We start from the raw sequence: 20544 nt of genomic DNA on the forward strand, positions 1-20544 counted from the left end.
TATAGTTTTTGTTGTTGTTTATTTATTCTCTTTATTCTTGTTGTTTGTTATTCTTCTAACCACGATTGGTAGTACTGTTCATCGGCAATCTTCATTGCTTCTTCTGTCACCATTAACGGTTTAAAAGTATCCACCATTACGGCTAACTCTTCTGTAACGGTTTTTCCAATTGAACGCTCTGCAGCACCTGGATGTGGTCCGTGTGGAATACCTGCAGGGTGTAATGAAATATGACCTGGTGCGATATCATTACGACTCATAAAATCACCATCAACATAGTACAACACCTCATCACTGTCAATATTACTGTGATTGTAAGGAGCAGGAATAGCATCTGGGTGATAGTCGTATAATCTCGGTACAAAAGAACAAACGACGAAACCAGCGGTTTCAAATGTTTGATGTACAGGAGGTGGTTGGTGAATACGCCCGGTAATCGGTTCAAAATCGTGAATTGAAAAGGCATATGGATAATTATATCCATCATAGCCTACGACGTCAAAAGGATGCGTTGCATATACCATTTCGAAGATTTCATCTTGTTTTCTCAACTTGATTAAAAAATCTCCTTTTTCGTCATAGGTTTCTAGGTTTTCTGGTCGACGGATATCTCTTTCACAGAAAGGAGAGTGTTCCATCAATTGCCCAAACCAGTTTCTATAACGTTTAGGTGTATAAAACGGATGTTTAGATTCCACGATAAACAAACGGTTATCTTCGGTATCGAAATCCATTTTATAAATCATTCCTCTTGGAACAACTAAGTAATCGCCATACTTAAAGGTTAAGTTTCCTAAAAAAGTACGCAGAGTTCCTGATCCTTTATGGATAAAAATCAATTCATCAGAATCGGTATTCTTGTAGAAATAGTCCTCCATTGATTTCTTAGGAGCCGCTAATACAATGGTACAGTCACTATTGGTCAAAACTGCTTTTCGGCTTTCTAAAAAATCATTTTCGGGTTCTACCTGGAATCCTCTTAGTCGGTAAGATTGAATGTTATTTGCTTTCGCAATTTTAGGTGCAACTGAATACTGTTTACGTATTTCTTTCACCTGTGTCGGTCGGTGTACATGGTACATATTTGTTGACATTCCGTCAAAACCAACTGTACCAAACAATTGTTCATAGTATAAGTCACCGTTTTCCTTACGGAAAATCGTATGACGTTTAGGGGGAATACTCCCTAAGCGATGATATAAAGGCATAATTACTTATAGTTTTAAGGTTGGAAAAAAAATGATATAAGTAAAAGTTTCTCATTCAGGATTTCTCTTGATCAGAAACTTAATGTAAGCCAATAAACCGTCCCATTGTATTTTCATAATATCACAAATATCGAAATAAAAATGATATATCCAACTTGTTAACCAAATTTTATTTGCGTATTGCTAAAACACAAGGAGTTAAGTCGCTTTAATTCTTAACTAAAACCAAAAACCAACAGAGAAATAGGTATAGCTTCCTCCTGTATCTGGTGAATAGCTGTATTTCACTTCAATAGGTCCAATCATCGTTTGCATCCCATACCCTATTGCATACCCTGAATACTTTGATTTAAACAACCATTCAGAGCCAGAAAAGATATCTTCCCCTACATTCGCTAGGTTTGCAGAAAAGTTGATGTGATGCTTTTTAAAGATTTCGTAATCTAAGTTCAATGATCCTGTGATATACGAATTACCAGCTATGCTCAACAAATCATACCCATAAAAAGGAATAAGATTATCCCGATCAGCAAATCCATATCCTCCTAGAAAATACATGAAGCCCATAGAAGGTGTATTGCCAATGGTTGCCCCCACACGTGAACGCAAATCGACAAACAATTTATCTGCTAGGCGTGTTGCATACCCCACCTGCCCAGTAACCATCGAAAAGTTCTGGAAATTATCAAGGTAATCCGACGAGTAGAAGTAGTTTTTGTACTCTCCTTTGAACATGAATCCTTTGCGTGGAAAATACTTATTGTCATAGGTATCAAAAGTAAAATTTGCAAATGCGCCCAAATAGGTACTGCGATCAAAATTGCTTTCTTTTACATTCAGCGTATTGCTCTTAATATCGAAGTAACGATGCTCTAATCCTGCCGCTAATAGGAATTTCTGTTGATAAAAAGTTTGAAAAACCAAGCGATTTTCTAAGTCTTTGTAATCGACATTAAACTTCGCAGGCAAACTAGCAAGATCAATATCGGAAGGCAATTCAAAATGGTCATTTTTCAATAACATTTTAAAGCGTAAGTCATGACTAAATTGATTGTATTTTGAATTAATCCCTACACTCCAATAAAATCCATTATCCACGAAATAATTGAAATTGTAGCGTACATTATCACCAACGGCAACATCTAAAGAAGCCACATCACTTTTCATCAATAGATTCTTCTGCGTTACATTCAATAAAGCTGCTGATTTGTATAACCCATCGTAGTGAACACCTAATTTTAAATAGCGTTTCGTTGGGTTTTCAACTAAATCCAAGACCAATTCATCTCCCTCTCCATTTGAATCAAAGCGATAAGATATACTGCTAAAGTTGTCCGTTCCGTTCAGCTGATCTATTCCCTTTTCAAGTTCATCAAACGTCACCATACTGTTCGGTTTAAACCCTAACTTTCCGTGGACATAACGCTGTGTATATCGAGTTAATCCATTAATATCAATCGAATTTACATATATTTTATCGGTGTATTTCGGTACAAATTGCTTCTGCAATACATCCTTTTTCCCACCAATTTTCTTTATTTCATCCAATTTTGTTTCAGCCGCTGCAACCCCACGTTGAATAATTGCTTTCCCATCTTCAAAAGAGACTACGGTATAACCTGAGATATCGGGTTTGATGTAGATGTCCGTTTCTCCAATCTTATTCTTCATTTGATTGATGGTTGAATAATTGGAAATTTGCAACAACACATCAGCAGCACCACTGATGGCATCTATGTCTTTTAATCCATCTTGAACATCGACTCCAATCACAATATCTGCGCCTAATGCTTTTAACTCTTCTATCGGATAATTATTGACAATCCCACCATCGATCAAGTGTTTATCATCAATTAAGACAGGGGCAAATAAAGAGGGAAAAGCCCCACTCGCCAAGATGGCTTGCGGTAAATATCCCGAATCAATCAAAACAGGTTTTCCTGTTTCGATATTCGTTGCAATACATAAAAAAGGAATATTGAGATCATTAAAATCACGCACATGTCGAACATGCGCTAATAATCGATTCATCAAGTTGTAGTTGTACATGCCTCGCGAAAAAGCTTTTGGCAATCCAATCTTAAACTTGTCAAAGGGTAACGTTAAGGCGTAAATTTCATCGTTTTTCTTTTCGTAAAACGATTTAGAAATACGAGGAATATAGTCTCTAATTAGCGCTGTAGCATCAATACTGCTAAAGATGGAATCCAATTCTGAAGCGGTATATCCAGAGGCATATAATCCCCCTACAATAGCTCCCATACTAGTTCCTGTAATATAGTCTACTTGTACACCTTGCTCTTCTAACACTTTCAATACGCCGATATGTGCAAGACCTTTTGCACCACCACCACTCAGCACCACTCCTACTTTAGGACGATCCTCTTCTTGGGCAAAACTCGTACCTGCCGCTAATACTATTGCTAATAATGCTATAATTCTGCGCATAGTTATCCTTTTTTATCCTACTAATTTAGTTTAAATGTTCCAATAAAACTTTAGTTTTTGCTTTTCCGATTACACTTTCTATTTCTTCAATAGAAGCTTCTTTGATTCGCTTCACTGATTTAAAGTGATTCATCAACTTTGTTTTTGTTTTTTCTCCAATACCAGGTACCTCGTCTAATCGACTTGTAATCGCATTTTTACTGCGTTGATTGCGGTGAAACGTTAACCCAAAGCGATGGGCCTCATCTCGAAGGTGAATAATCACTTTCATCGTTTCCGATCGTTTATCCAAATAAAGCGGATAACTATCCCCTGGATAAAAAATTTCTTCTAAGCGTTCGGCCAAACTGATAATAGGAATTTTTCCTCTTAGCCCTAAATTTTCCAAACTCTTTAAGGCAACACCCAACTGTCCTTTTCCTCCATCAATAACGATAAGATCAGGAAGTGCTTCTTTTTCTTCGAGTAAACGCTTATATCTTCGGAAGACAATTTCTTCCATCGAAGCAAAATCATTTGGTCCTTCAACGGTCTTAACATTAAAATGACGGTAGTCTTTTTTACTTGGTTTACCATCTTTGAAGACGACACAAGCGGCCACCGGATTAGTTCCTTGAATATTGGAGTTATCAAAACACTCAATATGGCGTGGTTCTTTTGGCAAGCGCAGATCTTTCATCATCTGTTGCATGATGCGCTTTACGTGACGATCTGGATCCACAATTTTAATTTGTTTTAATTGATCCATGCGATAAAATTTGGCATTGCGTTCCGATAAATCCAACAGCGCTTTTTTATCGCCCATTTTGGGTACCGTCACTTTCATCTGCTCGCCCAAAGCTAAATCAAAAGGAACGAGAATTTCTTTGGTTAGCAATTCAAATCTACTGCGAATCTCTATAATAGCTAAGGCTAATAATTCTTCATCTGTTTCTTCTAGTTTCTTCTTTAGCTCTAAGTTATGCGAGCGAATAATGGCTCCGTATGAAACTTGTAAAAAGTTGACATAGGCATTGGTTTCATCAGAAATAATAGAGAAGACATCTACATTGCCAATTTTTGGGTTGACAATGGTTGATTTCGCCTGATAATTTTCAAGCAATTCTATTTTTTCTTTAATTTGTTGGGCTTCTTCAAAACGCATCGCTGTGGCCAATTCCAACATATACGCTTTAAATCCCTTCAGACTTTCTTTGAAGTTCCCTTTTAGGATATCGCGTATTTCGGTGATTTTCTTATCGTATTGTATGCTCGTTTCATAGGCTTCACAAGGTCCTCCACAATTGCCGATGTGATATTCTAAACAAACTTTAAACTTTTCACTTCGGATATTCTGCAAGGACAAATCATAACTACAGGTACGAATAGCGTAAAGTTCTTTGATAAGCTCCATGAGCGTATTCACTGTTTTGATACTTGTGTAGGGTCCATAGTATTCTGAACCATCTTTCACCATACGACGCGTAACAAATACTCGAGGGAAAGGTTCTTTCTTAATACAAATCCACGGATAGGATTTATCATCCTTTAATAGGACATTATAACGAGGCTGCAATTGTTTGATTAAATTGTTTTCCAACAGCAACGCATCCGTTTCCGTTGGTACAACGATGTGTTTAATCTTCACAATTTTTTTGACTAATACATTGGTCTTTGCATTATCGTGAATTTTATTAAAGTAAGAGCTCACCCTTTTTTTCAAGTTCTTCGCCTTACCAACATATAAAATCTTACCTTCTTTATCAAAATACTGATATACACCAGGTTGATCTGGTAAGGTTTGTATTTGTAACGCTAACTCTTCTTTTACTTGCATCTACTCTTTAATTTAGGAACAAAAATAAAGCTTAAAATTAGGACGGCAAAAGATGCTTTCCTAAAACGTAGTATTCTTGATTGAAATTACAACATTTACTTCTAGGAGAATCTCAATTGCAATCAATAAAAAAGGGTGTTCGATTGAACACCCTTTTTACCATCTAAATTAATCAATTATAATGGATATAATTCCTCTATTTTTTACCCGTCTAAAACGATAAAGCTAACTATTTTTTTGCCTCGCTTGTTGATTTACTGATTATCGTATTAAAAGTTAAGGCTTCGCCTTGAACAACTTAACACTGATCCCCAAAACCAGAATCATACAAACAATGGCAACCCAAAACCAGGCCGGTGGAAACACCCAAAAGTTCATCCCTGCCCATAGTAGCAATAACACTGCAAATATTTTAAACCGATAGGTAATTATAAGTTCCATTACTATTTTTACTTTCTAAGGATATTAGTATTTATTTCACTCTCATGTACCCTCTTCTTTGTTCATTTTCTCTTTTATATCAATTACTTTGTTTCTGACCAGCATTCCGGACTGCTAGCTCTATAGAAACAACACTTATTGATTTCTTAATTTACTTTTTCAATTTTTTCTGATTCTTTAACCACAACTGATAATATAATCGCTTTTGCCACACTATTTTCATATCCTTTTACAAAGGCTAATGGTCTCATTTTATCCCAATCCCAATCTTTATCTGGTCCCCAAGTATAGCTCAAAAATCCTAACAACTCCTTGTCTCTTTGTGAAACATTAGAATCAGATGCGGGATTAGTTGCCCATGGACCATTCACTACTAACATTTGATTTAGATAATAATTGGTCGCTGTAGAATAACCCATAGCGCTTAATGCATTTGCAGGATTAACAGTTAGCAAGTATTCTACCTCTACACTTCCTGGTGATTTATATTTTTTTTTATCTAAAGCTTGAAAGTCCTTATTTTCAAATGCAACACTTTCTACATAAGCAATCACTTCTTCTGTATCATTGTAACTTTGTTGAACACATGTATTTTCAATCTTTGTCATTATACTATTCCAACTTGCTTGTGTATCAACATTAACCGTTCTAAGATTTTGTATAGATTCTTTCGTCCCCTCTTCTGTACTACATGAAGCAAAGAATATCCCCATTGCAATACATATATAAATCTTTTTCATAATTTTGCTGTTTTTAAATTAAATGGTACTTTCTTTTACAGCTCACTTTTTTCTCATTGTGACTACGAAAGCAAACTTAGTTCGCTCAATACAAAAGCACAAGTTTTTTGCTTCTCAACAATGGATGGATTGTAAAATTTGTTTGGATATTTGCAAAAAACACTGATTTCAAACAAGTTAACAATGATATTTCAAGCAAATGGAAAAATTGTAATCAAGAAGGAAAAATTGTAAAAAATACTGACTATCAATATTTTATAAAACATAAAAAAAACTTACCTTTAAAGAAAAGCTTCTAAACCCTTACCAAATGTTTCTAAAAAAATTCTGGACTTTCTTATTTCTAACCCTATTTGGGTTTATTGTTTATGGATCTCCTACGCAAAACAATACGGATTATAAAAATTGGTCTATGCAAGAGTTACTCTTCAGTATCAATAATGACCTTCTTAGTCCTACTGATAAAGCCATCTGTATTGAATATTACCTTCAAAAAGCTAAAAAAGAAAATCTTTCTGGAGATATTATCAATGCATATCGCAAAAAGATAGCCCTTGTCGATGATTTTGAACAACAAAGTAAATATGCTGATAGTTTGCTTCAATTTACTCTACAGATAAATAATATTCGAGCCATTGGTCAAGCTTTTAATACCAAAAGTCATATTGAATATGTGAATAAAGATTTTAAAAAAGCACTCGAATATGGGCTACAAGCAGAGGACTATTTAAAGAAGACAGACGATGAATATACGCTCAATAAGGTAAAAAGTTCTATTGCTGGTATTTATTACCATTTGGAAGAATTTGACAAATCCAGTCAGGTCAGCAGAGAAGCAATGTTATATTACCAAAGTCAATTGAATGACAGCAGTAATGCGTACAATAATTTGCGTGGCTATCTCAGTAACATCTATTCTTTGAGTAAATCAAGTTTCCGTCAACAAAAAAATGATACGCTTAAATTATTGCTTCAAAACGGTTATAAAGCGACGAGCAAACTAATTGAAAAGGATAGAATACTCGATATTGCTTATTTTGATCTCATCAACGGGATGCACAATCATCAATTACAACAATATGCAGCATCTGATTCTTTATTATATAAAGCTCTCCCACCTATCCAAAGCAATGGGGATTATGCAAACGAACACCTTATTTATTTATATTTAGGGAAAAATGCTTGGGATAATGGGCAAAAAGAAAAAGCGCTGCCTTATTTTCAAAAAATTGAAACACTGTACAAGGAAACCAATTATGCTAATACCGAATTAAGTGAAGCCTTTAACTACTTAATCACCTATTACCAAGAGAAAAAAGATCTAGAAAAAGAGTTATACTATACCAAACTATTAATGACATTATCAGCTGAATTACATAAAAGTAACAGTCAACTCAGCTCGTATATCCATACACACTTAGATACGAAGAAATTAGAAGCGTCTAAACAAAAGCTAGAATATGAACTATCTAAAAGCCAATCTCAAATTAAAGGATTGTATGGACTTGTAACGGTTTTAATTCTGGTTGTGTTTCTAGGATTGGTTTACTACCAGAAAAAGCAACAAAAATTAAAACAGCAATACAAGCAGCTGATTCATGAATCACCGAAAGAAGCAGTACAATTATCACAGCGTTTACAACAAGAACAACAGCCAGATACTGCGTCCATTGTGAATTTAATAGAATCTCAACAGCCATTAAACACAACTCAGGTGCTCATCAAAAAATTAGAGGACTTTGAACGCAAAAAAGGATATTTACAGAAAATTACCCAAGATGAATTGGCTCGTCAATTTGGAACGAACCGCAATACCTTGTCCAAATTCTTTAATGAGGAAAAGAATATCAATTTTTCAGATTACCTTAAACGCCTTCGCATTCAACATGCGGTACGCGAATTGACGTACAACCCCAAACTTCACCTACTCAACCTGACGGGTTTGGCTGATGAATTTGGTTTTGGTAGTTCCAAGAGTTTTTCGAATTCTTTTAAAGAGATTACAAAAATATCAGTGACTGATTTTATTAAAATGCGTCAACAAGACGAAGATTTCAAAGAGATGGATCAAAGTAAAACTGCGCATTAACAACACTCGGTTACCGCAACGATAAAAAAGCCCCAAAAGGTTAACCTTTTGGGGCTTTTAGCTTTCATCTCTTTTAAAAAGCATATATTTTATCTGGTGTCACACAATAATCCAACGCAATATCAAGAGGCGAAACGTCCTCAATATGGGGTTCAGCCTCAAAGAAACTAAGTCCAACTTTAATTACATCGGGTTTGCATTTTTCCAAAAAGCGATCGTAAAATCCTTTTCCATACCCTACGCGATTGCCTTTTTCATCAAAAGCCAACAACGGAACGAAGACAACATCCAACTGATTTTCTTGAATTTGAATTCCGTCTTGTGGTTCAGGTATTCCATAGCTATTGACGCGTAATACTGTATTATCCGTCAATAAAAAATGCTGCATATCTCCAGTTTTAAAATCGGATTTAGACAGAATTATATTTTTATCCTTACCTGCCAAGACCTGCATCAGGAAATCAGTGTCAATTTCCTTTTTCTGTACAATGGACAAAAACAAATGGTAATTGACCTTATCCCAAATAGGCAAACGCAAACATTGATTGGCAATGGCTAAACTTCTTTCTTCAGCCTCCTCTTGTGTAAGTGCTTCTCTAGCTTGGATATACTTTTGACGTGCTGTAGTTTTATTCATGGGTACTATTTTTTGACAAGTGAAATATAGCATCTCCTTGATACACAATCGGTGAGTCATTAACATTAATGACATAGCCGCTATTAGGTGCTTTAATCATTACATTTTCTCTTCCATAAGGGTCTGAAATATAAGCAAGGGCTTCGCCCTTTCTCACAAAGGTTCCCACAGCTACTTGATCATGCATTAAACCGGACTGTTTTGCTCTAATCCAAACAGATTGACTAATAATCACCATTTTTTCTTGGCGATTTTCAACTTCAATCTCTTCGCGTAACATATCAAAATGACGGAGAACACGCTTGGTTCCCTCTACTCCCATTTTAGATACTTCTGCATTAATATCTAGCGATTTCCCTCCTTCAAACAACAACATTTTAACTCCGCGCTTCGCACAAGCACTGCGGAAAGATCCTGTAATTTGATTGGAATACAATAAGAAAGGGGGATGGAAAATTTTTGCCAAAGGTTCTAGTACAGCTTTATCATCCCATCGCAATGCGCAACTGAGGGGCATTGAATCGACTTTGACCTCCTGCGTGGAAATCTATTACAAAATCAACATGTGGAATAATATGCGTTAAGATATGGTACGCAAAACGCCCCGCTAATGAACCTGTTTTACTACCCGGAAAGACGCGATTTAAATCTCTACCATCTGGAAATTCACGCGTTTTATTAATAAACCCAAAGATATTAATCACCGGAATACAAATAATCGTTCCCCTTTTTGGGCGATTTAAACCCTGATGTACAATTTGGCGCACAATATCAACCCCATTAAGCTCATCTCCGTGTAAACCTGCCGAAAAGAGTATCGTAGGCCCGTCCTCTAAGGCACGCGAAATAATGACTGGAATTTTTAGTTTAGTTGCCGTATGTAATCTTGCAATTTCTAAGTGTAAGGTCTTGCTTTCACCGGGTAAAATCACTTCCTCTAATATCTTCATAGCTCGCTTTATTTTCGAGAAGTGAAGATAGTGAAAATTGTAAAGGTGTGAAGTTGTTTTTTGTGAAGTTGATGAGGTAATCAAGATGTACCAAGTAAACAGTAAACAAAAAACGGACGAATTTAAATTCGTCCGTTTTTTGTTATTTCTTCTATTTTTTTATCTTATTCGTGTTCAATGAAGATTCATTGCGTTTCGATCTCTCATTTCCCCTCACCATCCAAAGGAATTAATTTTTGAAAATGCGCTTATTCCAAACAATTAAAATACCTACCCCTACCGAAATAGCGGTATCTGCGAAATTGAAGATTGCATTAAAAAACGTGAAGTACTTTCCTCCCCAAATAGGTAACCATTCAGGTAATGTTCCTTTCCAAATAGGAAAATAAAGCATATCCACTACTTTTCCATGGAAAAGGGTTCCGTAAGGTTTATCCGTAAATATCGTTGCCAATTGATGCGTGCTATCGTCAAAAATAACACCATAGAAGATTGAATCTATAATATTACCCACTGCACCTGCTAAAATCAAAGAGATTGCAACAATTAGATAATTAGAGAGCTTTTTCTTTACTGAATCTTGCAACCACCAACCAATACCAAATACAGCGATGATGCGAAATAACGTTAAGGCCAACTTCCCATAGTCACCAGGAAGAGAAACTCCCCAAGCCATTCCCTCGTTTTCTATAAAGTGAATTCTAAACCAATCAAACACAAAAATTTCTTCATCTAATAAAAAATTCGTTTTGATGTAGATTTTAGACCATTGGTCGATAATTAAAATTATAGCAGCTAGTAAATAGGCTTTCTTTAATGACATTCTCTTCAGTTTTAGAAGCAAATGTAAACGATTTTACGAGATAAAAAAAGCGCTCTTTTATTAAAAAGAGCGCTTCGTTATTCATTTAACGTTGCATATTTTTAGCTTCGATGCTCATTGTAGCATGTGGCACTAATTTTAATCGTTCTTTATCGATTAATTTACCTGTCACTTTACATAAGCCATAGGTCTTATTTTCGATGCGGATTAAAGCGTTTTTTAAATCTCTAATGAACTTTTCTTGACGAATAGCCAATTGAGAATTCGCTTCTTTAGACATCGTTTCACTACCTTCCTCAAATGCTTTAAATGTAGGAGATGTATCATCAGTCCCATTATTTAAATCATTCATATATGCACTTTTGATTAATTCTAAATCAGCTTGTGCTTTTTCAATTTTAGCTTGAATCAACTCTTTGAATTCTGCCAGCTCTGCGTCAGAATAACGTACTAATTCGCCAGTCTCTTTCATAATTTTAATTTTATTTTAAAATTAATACTCGTGTTTTCAGCTCATCAAACTCTACATCCACTCCGTTTTCTAGCGTGTCTACAAATTCTAATGTATGAGTTAATGTTTCAGATTTTATATAATCCTCATTAGCTAAAACAGCTTCTCTTATTTCTACTACATCTTGCAATGTAACTTTTACTTTGTCTGTTACTTCGAATCCACAGTCTTTACGAATATTTTGGATACGGTTTACTAACTCTCTGGCAATTCCCTCTTTGCGCAATTGTTCTGTAATTGTAATATCAAGCGCAACGGTAATACCTCCTTCATTAGCCACTAACCATCCTTCGATATCCTGAGAAGTAATCTCTACATCCGAAAGTGTTAATATAATACTTTTTTCTGTTAATTTTAAAACTATTTCGCCATTTTTCTCAATTTCAGCAATATTCTCTTGGTTGAAATTTTGTATTTCCTTAGCAATCAAGCCCATATCCTTACCAAAACGCGGTCCTAATGTTTTAAAATTAGGTTTAATTTGTTTCACTAAGATCCCCGAAGCGTCATCTAACAGTTCAATTTCTTTTACGTTTACCTCCGCTTTGATCAAATCTTCAACAGCTTGAATCTCTAAACGTTGATTTTCATCCAAAATTGGAATCATAATGCGTTGTAGCGGTTGACGTACTTTAATCATTTCTTTCTTGCGAAGCGATAAAACTAAAGAAGAAATAATCTGCGCTTTGCGCATTCTGCTTTCTAACCCTGCATCGATAAATGAAGCATCAAATTTCGGGAAATCAGCCAAATGTACGGATTCAAAATTTTCTGAATTCGTGATTGATGTTAAGTCTCTGTAAAGTCTATCCATAAAGAATGGAGCAATAGGAGCACCTAATTTAGCTACTGTAATCAAACATGTATATAACGTTTGATACGCCGCAATTTTATCTTGTGCATATTCCCCTTTCCAGAATCTTCTACGACATAAACGCACGTACCAGTTACTCAAGTTTTCTGTTACAAACTCTGTAATTGCTCTTGCTGCACGTGTTGGTTCATATTCTGCATAGCACTCATCTACTTTTTGCACCAATGTATTTAATTCTGATAGAATCCAACGGTCAATTTCAGGTCTGTCCTGAACAGGAACTTCTGCTTCTGCGTATTTAAATCCATCAATATTAGCATACAACGCAAAGAAGTTATACGTATTATATAAGGTACCGAAGAACTTTCTTCGTACTTCTGTAATTCCTTCTAAATCGAATTTCAAGTTATCCCAAGGATTTGCATTCGATATCATATACCAACGTGTCGCATCAGGTCCGTGTTCAGCTAGCGTTTCAAATGGATCAATCGTATTGCCTAAACTCTTCGACATTTTCAATCCATTTTTATCCAATACTAGTCCGTTTGACACAACGTTTTTATACGCTTTTGTATCAAACACCAACGTTGCAATCGCATGAAGCGTATAGAACCAACCACGGGTTTGATCCACTCCTTCAGCGATGAAATCTGCTGGATATGCCCCATTTTGATCCACCAATTCTTTGTTTTCAAATGGATAATGCCATTGTGCATACGGCATTGCACCAGAATCAAACCAAACATCGATCAAATCAGATTCGCGATACATTGGTTTACCACTTGGAGAAACTAAAACGATACCATCCACTACATTTTTGTGTAAGTCGATTTTGTCGTAGTTTTCTTCAGACATATCACCAACAACAAATCCAGCATACGGATTATCTTTTTGGAATCCTGCTTGTTGAGATTTTTCAATCTCCGCCATCATTTGCTCTACTGAACCAATGATTAATTCCTCTGTTTTATCCTCTGTTCTCCAGATTGGCAATGGAATACCCCAATAGCGCGAACGAGATAAGTTCCAGTCGTTGGCATTTTTCAACCAATTTCCAAAACGTCCTTCTCCAGTTGCTTTTGGTTTCCAGTTTATCGTTTCATTCAATTCGAACATACGGTCTTTTACCTCTGTAATCTTAATAAACCAAGAATCTAAAGGATAGTACAATACCGGTTTGTTGGTTCTCCAACAATGTGGGTAACTGTGTACGTATTTTTCTACTTTGAATGCTTTATTCTCTTCTTTTAGTTTAATTGCGATTTCAACATCTACTGAACGTTCTGGTGCAGTTCCATCATCATAGTACTCATTCTTCACATATTTGCCACCTAACTCTTCACCTAGTTCTTTCACAAAACGGCCTTGTAAATCAACTAATGGCACAGGGTTTCCTTCTGCATCCAAGATTAACATGGCAGGTATTTCTGGAGTTGCTTCTTTTGCAACCTTCGCATCATCCGCTCCAAATGTTGGGGCAGTATGTACGATACCTGTACCGTCCTCTGTTGTTACGAAATCACCAGCAATTACTCTGAAGGCATTTTCAGGATTTTGATAAGGCAACGTATACGGCAATAATTGCTCGTATTTAATTCCAACTAAATCAGCTCCTTTAAAATCTTTCACAACCAAATAAGGAATTTTCTTATCTCCCTCTTTGTATGCGTTTAATTCTTCTTCTGTTTCTACTGCAGCAAATTTTCCAGCGAATTGTTTACCCACTAGAGGCTTCGCTAAAACAACTTGAATCACTTCACCTGTATATTGGTTGAATGATTTCACCAAAGCATAATCAATTTTTGGCCCCACTGTCAAAGCTGTATTAGAAGGCAACGTCCAAGGAGTTGTCGTCCACGCTAAGAAATGGATAGTTCCAAAACCTTGTAAAAAGGCAGGTAATGTAGCTTCTATCGCTTTAAACTGTGCAACAATAGTCGTATCTGTTACATCTTTGTATGCACCCGGTTGGTTAATCTCATGTGAAGACAAACCTGTACCAGCTTTTGGCGAGTACGGTTGGATGGTATATCCTTTGTACAATAAATTTTTATCGTAAATCTGTTTCAACAACCACCATACAGACTCCATGTACTTCGGCTTATAGGTTACATACGGGTCATTCATATCTACCCAGTATCCCATTTGTTGCGTCAGTTCATTCCATAAATCGGTATAACGCATTACTGTGCGCTTACATGCTTGATTATATTCTTCGATGGTAATCTTTACCCCGATATCTTCTTTCGTAATCCCTAATTCTTTCTCTGTCCCTAATTCAACAGGTAATCCATGCGTATCCCAACCTGCTTTACGCTTTACTTGGAATCCCTTTTGTGTTTTATATCGACAAAAAATATCTTTAATCGTACGAGCCATTACGTGGTGAATCCCAGGTTTACCATTAGCTGAAGGTGGTCCTTCAAAAAACACAAAAGGCTTGTTATCCTCTCTCGTACTAATACTTTTCTCGAATATGGATTGTTCCTTCCAAAACTCTAGCATCTCAGATGCTACCCCTGACATGTCAAGATTCTTATATTCTGTAAATTTAGTGCTCATCGTTATTATTCTACTATTTTTTAATCAATTGGGCGAATTTACGCATTTTCATTTAATTACATACCAAATAATTGCTACTAAAAAGAGCAAAAATTGACTGTTTTTTGTTTTTTGTGAGATTGGATGGTTGTTTTTTTGGGGAGAGGGTGAGGAGGTTATGAGGTATGGGTTATGAGATTACTATGAGTGAGGTATGATGAGATGATGAGATAGTTAAGAGGGTGCGGCGGTGAGCGAACCTCACAAAGAACAAACCTCACCTTCTCACCGCCTCACGAAAATACTTCCTTCAAAATCTCCAAAGATTTTGGTTTTCTGAAAGCCGTAAAATGTACTTCATAATATTTCATCAACAAGGCTAAAAGCGTTTTTCTATCTCGAGAAGAAAACACCTTTTGATCCGACTCAAATCCTAAGTCTAGCAAGCGTTTGAACAAAAATGTTTCTTCTGCATCAAAACAGTTTGCAACGTGAATATCGGTAAACACGCCTTCATACCAGTCGAAATAATGGCAATCCATCTCGGAGGAATCTGGATAAAATCCGAGGTATTTTGATAATTCAACCAAGAGTAACAAATGGAAATTTGCTGTTTCATCATGTGTATCTAGCCACAAGAGTGCCGTCTCGATAAACGAATAAAATTGTTCATCGCGTTCTTGTTCACTCACCACCATACTGAGAATCTCACTGACAAAGAGAGCAATGCTATTTTTAGAAAAGTCATAGTAGATGCTGTGATAGACTTGATCTACTTTAATTTCTTTGAAGTACTCCATACCGCCTTTATTCTTGAAAGCGAATGTAATGTCCAACAACATCAAAGGTTGAAAATATGCTATTTTCTGTGCGTTTTTTCCTTTAGCAAACGCATTGCGAACGAAAAAGGTTTGAATCCCCACTTCTTTCGTCAAGCATTTCACTATCAAACTCTTATCTTGGTATTTTATAGCCTGTAATACAATGGCTTTTGTCTGTATAACCATTAACGAATAATCATCAATTTTTTAACTTTGGTATTGCCGTGATCAGCCGATGATACCATAATCAAATACACGCCTGAAGCTACTCTTTTACCATTAAATGCGTGTGTATCCCAAACCACGGTTCCACCATTCGAGGTTGCTTCAAAAACTAAATTTCCTTCAATATCAGTAATCTTTACTACAGAGCGATCCATTAACCCAACAATACGCACTTCGCCAAGGTATTCTGGGCGAACAGGATTGGGATAAGCATAGAATGAACTATTCGTATCTTGTCCTTCAGAAGTATCCGCCATAAAGGAAACAACCCCTAAGTCAGTGGCAAAAAACACTTCTCCAGATACGGGATCTGTAGCAATATCATTGATGGTATTACTAGGCAAAGGCGAATTATCTTTGGTAAAATGATAGATGACATTCTTTCCTGTTGCAGCGACTAAGAATACCCCAGCATCTGCAATGGCCACCCATTTCTGATTGGCACCATCGACCTCTATTTTTGTGATATACTGCTGATAAAACAATTCTTCTGCAATTCCATTTTCTTCAATCACGATATTGGTTGGCTGTAAACTCGTCGTTTGCAGAAATTGATTGACGTTTTGAATCACGCGCAATCCTTTATTTGTACCAATCCACAATTGATTGTTTTTATCTAACGCTAAAGCACTTACATTATCCGAAGGCAGATTACCCAAATCGGTGTTCAATTTGGCTACACGGTTATTTTTTGTCTCATTAAATGCCGTTAATCCATCTTCTAGGGATGGGATCCACTTGGTTTCATTTTTATCCACCACTAAACGCCCATAATTTCCTCTTTTATAGTCAAACATACCATAAGTCGAATAGTACGATTGCCATTTTTGATTGGCATCCATAACCTTCAATGCACTAGACACAAAGTTATTCGTTACCCATAGTTTTCCTTGTTTATCAAACACAACCCCATTTATACGTACTGTTGCATAACCTGGAGGAAAAGAAGGGTCATTGGGATCAATTTCCATATTCTCCAAGCCCGTAGTACCCGTATTTTCGTGGTTAAACAAGACCACTTCACTATCTTGAATACTATTGTTCTTCCATTTTACTTGCAATAATCCCGAATGGTACGATCCGACATACAATTCCTTATCATTCTTCGGATTCAGCGCAGCATAGGTTAATGCACGTGCATCTTTCAATGCGCCAAATGGCAAAAACTCCCACCCCTTTTTCTTATTAAAGTAGCTCAATCCTTTGGCTGCTAAGGTAGGTACATAGGGGTTATATGTATTTTTATCATATCCTCCACTAATGAACCACGTTCCCTCTCTTGTTGACAACAGTGAAAATACACGATTCGATTCTGGTCCATCAGGCGATAACGATTCTTTCTGTCCGTTTTTCGCCATTTGAAATAATCCTGCTGAACTACTCGCAAAATAATACACCCCATTCACCTCAACAGCATCCACTAGGTTACCGTGTTGTATGGTTTCGATTAATTGATTTCCCCCTTGTAACGTCAGTACTTGTGTCGGTGTAATCAACAGCAATTGTCCTTGCTCGTTTTCATTAAAATTTACAATTGGCTGCTTGGCTTCCGCTACCGTTACGACTTGATTTGGTTGCGTTAATTCATAAAGGGTAGTCTCTTCTTTTGCACTCAAGAAAATCTTATCTCCTATTGCATATCCTTTTTCCCAATTTGATCCATTCTCCCAAGTAGTCCATTGTCTAAAATCAACCTTATTGGGATTTTGAAGTCCAATTTGTTTAATTCCATCTGCTGTGATAGCCAACAAATCTTGATTTGTCGCTATGATATCCTTCACGATGCTATTTTTTCCATTGGCTCCAATATAATAACTATCACCAAATGAATTGTCATTCATATTAAAGGCACTAATTCCGTAATTCGTCGCAATATACACTTGTCCCTTAACCTCTAAGAAAGCATTAATTCGACGTTCAAATACCTGTAAAGAGGGTTTATTTTTAATATCAGATAAGGTGCGTATACGGTCATTTCTCAAATCAAAAACGAGTAAGCTACCATCTTCATTTCCAATTAATAGCTTTTGGTGTACATCACTAAAATGCAAGGCTGTAATTTGATTGGTTTTTAATCCACTAATGGAATTGTACACTTCAATATTCTGTTGATTGACTGAAAAACGCAACAAAGCGGAAGGCGTTGCTCCAAAAACGACATCGCGTCCTTTAGCAAGAGCCACGACCTCCGTATAAGAGAAATAACTATTCCACTTGTGAGTATCTTGAGCCCAAAGGCTCGTAACCCCTAAAAGCAACAAATAAATTAAATGCTTGGTTTTCATACAGACTATTTACAATCAAACAAATATACTACTATCAAAAGAAATATAAACTCCTTCTTTTCATTTTGGTTTTCCCATGCCTTGAGGAGCTAATAGTAACTCTATCGACGCAAAATTTAAAGCTCTATTTTATAAAATAAAAAGTAAAAAATAAACGTTTTAACTAAACAAAAATACATTACCTTCCGTGTTAGAAAAAGCTTAACATAAAGCAATCAAATTTGGCAAGAAAATTGTAAATATGTCATTAATTAATACTATACCCCTATGAAACACGTCGTTTCTCTATATTTAGTAGGACTCAGCCTTTTGTGCAGCAGTTGCATCAAAGAGGAAGAATTAGACACCAATGCCGACATATTAGAAGCTTATATTCCAAGTGAATACCTCAAAATGGATCCGATTATCACGAATACATCGGTTGAATTTAGAGTAAAATCAAATGTAGATCTAGAGCATCAGTCGCCTTTTTTTATCATTTCTCCCAATTCAACGATGGATCCACCCAATGGGGTTACGCGTGATTTTTCAACTGCCCAAGAGGTCGTTATCACAGCCCAAGATAAACGCTGGCAAAAAAAATATCTGGTCAGCTTTACGAGTGATGAATTGAGTACCTATTACGATTTCAACAATGCCGAACTAACCGACCGAGATCGTTACTACCGCTTTTATGAAATTGGCTCTAATGGAGAGAAAATTTACGATTGGGATAGTGGAAACCAAGGATATGCTACGATTGCGGGTTCAACACCCGCAGAGGCCTATCCAACGACAGTAGCACCAGGTCGAAGAGGAGGATTAGCTGTTAAAATGCAAACCGTATATACATCCAATTTTGCAGCGGCAACTGGAAATCCGATTGCGGCAGGTAATTTATTTTTAGGGCAATTCAAACTCAACCCATTTAATACATTGAAATCCACTCGTTTTGGGCTTCCTTATAGTGGTGCTTTGCCTCAAACCTTACGAGGTGTCTATAAATACACGCCTGGAAAAGTAGTGACGGATGAGAATTATAATGAAGTACCTGGTGCACAAGATTCATTCGACATCTATGCCATTATTTTTGAACTACAGAAAAAAGACAACTACTTAACGGGGGATCATGCCTTTGCTGATCCTCGAAATGTAGCCATTGCACGCATCCCAGCAGAAGATCGTAAAGAAACAACAACGTGGAGTACCTTCTCCATTCCCTTTACTGTCATTCCAGGAAAAACCTATGATCCGAACAAAGATTATATGATTGCCATTGTCATGACTTCGAGTATTGATGGAGCTGAATTTAAAGGAGCCATTGGCAGTACACTTTTAGTTGATGAAATAGAATTAGTTTATGAAAAAGAATAATATACGCCCGTCCTTATATCTGCTGTTGGTTTGCCTACTTGCATTCCCCTACCGTTCATTTGCTCAATCACCAGACGCATTGGCGATAGAAGCAGCAACGCCCACTGCCTTTACAACATTCTTTACGAAGAATATGGACTATCAAGCCCGTGCACAATTCAGCATAGGTGGAAGTACGCCTTTGGGAATTCCAGCGCAAATTCGCGAAATCAACAGCTACAATCCTACCTTACAAATGGGATTAGAGGTTAATGCAACTAAATGGCTCACGGATGATCAAACATGGGGAATTCGAACAGGGCTTCGTTTTGAAGGACGTGGAATGAAGACAGATGCGCGAGTAAAAAACTACTACACGCAAATTGATGGCGAAGAAGGCAAACAAACCAAAGGGTATTTTACAGGAAATGTAAAAACAAAAATGAAGAACTCTTATATTACTTTTCCCGTACTCGCTGTATACAATGTCAATTCAAAATGGAATGTTTATGGTGGAGTTTATTTATCGGGACTCATTGATGGCGATTTTACAGGGTATGTATATGAAGGGGTATTACGGGAAGGCAATCCCATTGGAACGCCTATAGAATTTGAAGAAGATGCCAAAGGAGAATATGATTTCTCTTCCGATTTAAACCGCTTTCAATGGGGGGCAGAATTGGGATTTGAATATAAAGTGAATAGTCAGTTTCGCTTGTTTTCCGATTTAAATTGGGGGCTCAATGGTTTATTTAAAAAAGACTTTGAAGCCATTACATTCAACATGTACAGCATTTATTTAAATCTGGGATTTGGCTATCAATTTTAAGTAAACAACGATGTCTTGTTTAAAATAGAGACTA

At 36.5% G+C, this 20544-nt stretch carries 13 protein-coding genes and 1 pseudogene; 3 read left to right on the forward strand and 11 right to left on the reverse strand.

From position 1 onward, the window contains the following. Positions 1-47: 47 nt before the first annotated feature. From M2306_RS14055 to M2306_RS14070, 4 genes are all read right to left on the reverse strand, one after another. On the reverse strand, positions 48-1208 hold the full coding sequence (locus tag M2306_RS14055) for a homogentisate 1,2-dioxygenase (protein ID WP_115092171.1): 1161 nt from the start codon (positions 1206-1208) through the stop codon (positions 48-50). A 219-nt stretch (positions 1209-1427) separates the two neighbouring features. Further along, positions 1428-3656, reverse strand: coding sequence for a patatin-like phospholipase family protein (locus tag M2306_RS14060; protein WP_259187494.1), 2229 nt, complete (start codon positions 3654-3656; stop codon positions 1428-1430). A gap of 25 nt (positions 3657-3681) precedes the next feature. After that, the gene (uvrC, locus tag M2306_RS14065) at positions 3682-5472 is read right to left on the reverse strand and encodes an excinuclease ABC subunit UvrC (RefSeq protein WP_259187492.1); all 1791 of its coding nucleotides are present in this window, start codon (positions 5470-5472) and stop codon (positions 3682-3684) included. Between the two features lie 587 nt (positions 5473-6059). Beyond that, positions 6060-6653, reverse strand: coding sequence for a hypothetical protein (locus tag M2306_RS14070; RefSeq protein WP_259187488.1), 594 nt, complete (start codon positions 6651-6653; stop codon positions 6060-6062). A 310-nt stretch (positions 6654-6963) separates the two neighbouring features. Between M2306_RS14070 and M2306_RS14075 the strand changes: the two genes are divergently transcribed. Further along, positions 6964-8742: a helix-turn-helix domain-containing protein gene (locus M2306_RS14075; protein ID WP_259187486.1), complete on the forward strand. Its 1779-nt coding sequence runs from the start codon at positions 6964-6966 to the stop codon at positions 8740-8742. A 73-nt stretch (positions 8743-8815) separates the two neighbouring features. Here M2306_RS14075 and M2306_RS14080 read toward each other — a convergent pair whose 3' ends face one another. The 7 genes and pseudogenes from M2306_RS14080 to porZ form a co-directional block, all read right to left on the reverse strand. Further along, positions 8816-9379: a 5-formyltetrahydrofolate cyclo-ligase gene (locus M2306_RS14080; RefSeq protein ID WP_259187483.1), complete on the reverse strand. Its 564-nt coding sequence runs from the start codon at positions 9377-9379 to the stop codon at positions 8816-8818. Next, a pseudogene (locus tag M2306_RS14085) lies at positions 9372-10329 on the reverse strand (succinylglutamate desuccinylase/aspartoacylase family protein). The gene M2306_RS14080 and the pseudogene M2306_RS14085 overlap by 8 nt, the downstream one beginning before the upstream one ends. 229 nt (positions 10330-10558) lie before the next feature. Then, positions 10559-11152: a lipoprotein signal peptidase gene (locus tag M2306_RS14090; protein WP_115092164.1), complete on the reverse strand. Its 594-nt coding sequence runs from the start codon at positions 11150-11152 to the stop codon at positions 10559-10561. Between the two features lie 85 nt (positions 11153-11237). Continuing rightward, entirely contained in the window at positions 11238-11624 is a 387-nt protein-coding gene (locus tag M2306_RS14095; RefSeq protein WP_002988912.1) for a TraR/DksA family transcriptional regulator, read from the reverse strand. 10 nt (positions 11625-11634) lie between these two features. Beyond that, positions 11635-15039 (reverse strand): isoleucine--tRNA ligase, encoded by a 3405-nt coding sequence (gene ileS, locus M2306_RS14100; protein WP_259187476.1) that lies wholly within the window; start codon positions 15037-15039, stop codon positions 11635-11637. 272 nt (positions 15040-15311) lie between these two features. Then, positions 15312-16025, reverse strand: a complete 714-nt coding sequence (recO, locus tag M2306_RS14105) for a DNA repair protein RecO (protein WP_002988910.1) — start codon at positions 16023-16025, stop codon at positions 15312-15314. Further along, entirely contained in the window at positions 16025-18349 is a 2325-nt protein-coding gene (gene porZ, locus M2306_RS14110; RefSeq protein ID WP_259187474.1) for a type IX secretion system anionic LPS delivery protein PorZ, read from the reverse strand. The genes recO and porZ overlap by 1 nt, the downstream gene beginning before the upstream one ends. Before the next feature lie 267 nt (positions 18350-18616). Here porZ and M2306_RS14115 point away from each other — a divergent pair, with 267 nt between their 5' ends. Both M2306_RS14115 and M2306_RS14120 read left to right on the forward strand, forming a co-directional pair. Further along, positions 18617-19702, forward strand: a complete 1086-nt coding sequence (locus tag M2306_RS14115) for a PCMD domain-containing protein (RefSeq protein ID WP_115092161.1) — start codon at positions 18617-18619, stop codon at positions 19700-19702. Next, on the forward strand, positions 19689-20510 hold the full coding sequence (locus M2306_RS14120; protein WP_115092160.1) for a porin family protein: 822 nt from the start codon (positions 19689-19691) through the stop codon (positions 20508-20510). Before M2306_RS14115 ends, M2306_RS14120 begins: the two co-directional genes overlap by 14 nt. The last annotated feature ends 34 nt before the right edge of the window (positions 20511-20544 follow it).

This window comes from Myroides gitamensis (assembly GCF_029894455.1).
Lineage (GTDB): Bacteria > Bacteroidota > Bacteroidia > Flavobacteriales > Flavobacteriaceae > Flavobacterium > Flavobacterium odoratum.

What these genes read in the sequence shown, in the direction of transcription:
- M2306_RS14115 (WP_115092161.1), top strand. Translation starts at nt 18,617, where the DNA reads ATGAAACACGTCGTTTCTCTATATTTAGTAGGACTCAGCCTTTTGTGC.
- M2306_RS14120 (WP_115092160.1), top strand. Translation starts at nt 19,689, where the DNA reads ATGAAAAAGAATAATATACGCCCGTCCTTATATCTGCTGTTGGTTTGC.
- M2306_RS14080 (WP_259187483.1), bottom strand. Translation starts at nt 9,379, where the DNA reads ATGAATAAAACTACAGCACGTCAAAAGTATATCCAAGCTAGAGAAGCA.
- M2306_RS14070 (WP_259187488.1), bottom strand. Translation starts at nt 6,653, where the DNA reads ATGAAAAAGATTTATATATGTATTGCAATGGGGATATTCTTTGCTTCA.
- porZ (WP_259187474.1), bottom strand. Translation starts at nt 18,349, where the DNA reads ATGAAAACCAAGCATTTAATTTATTTGTTGCTTTTAGGGGTTACGAGC.
- M2306_RS14090 (WP_115092164.1), bottom strand. Translation starts at nt 11,152, where the DNA reads ATGTCATTAAAGAAAGCCTATTTACTAGCTGCTATAATTTTAATTATC.
- ileS (WP_259187476.1), bottom strand. Translation starts at nt 15,039, where the DNA reads ATGAGCACTAAATTTACAGAATATAAGAATCTTGACATGTCAGGGGTA.
- M2306_RS14075 (WP_259187486.1), top strand. Translation starts at nt 6,964, where the DNA reads ATGTTTCTAAAAAAATTCTGGACTTTCTTATTTCTAACCCTATTTGGG.
- M2306_RS14060 (WP_259187494.1), bottom strand. Translation starts at nt 3,656, where the DNA reads ATGCGCAGAATTATAGCATTATTAGCAATAGTATTAGCGGCAGGTACG.
- M2306_RS14055 (WP_115092171.1), bottom strand. Translation starts at nt 1,208, where the DNA reads ATGCCTTTATATCATCGCTTAGGGAGTATTCCCCCTAAACGTCATACG.
- recO (WP_002988910.1), bottom strand. Translation starts at nt 16,025, where the DNA reads ATGGTTATACAGACAAAAGCCATTGTATTACAGGCTATAAAATACCAA.
- uvrC (WP_259187492.1), bottom strand. Translation starts at nt 5,472, where the DNA reads ATGCAAGTAAAAGAAGAGTTAGCGTTACAAATACAAACCTTACCAGAT.
- M2306_RS14095 (WP_002988912.1), bottom strand. Translation starts at nt 11,624, where the DNA reads ATGAAAGAGACTGGCGAATTAGTACGTTATTCTGACGCAGAGCTGGCA.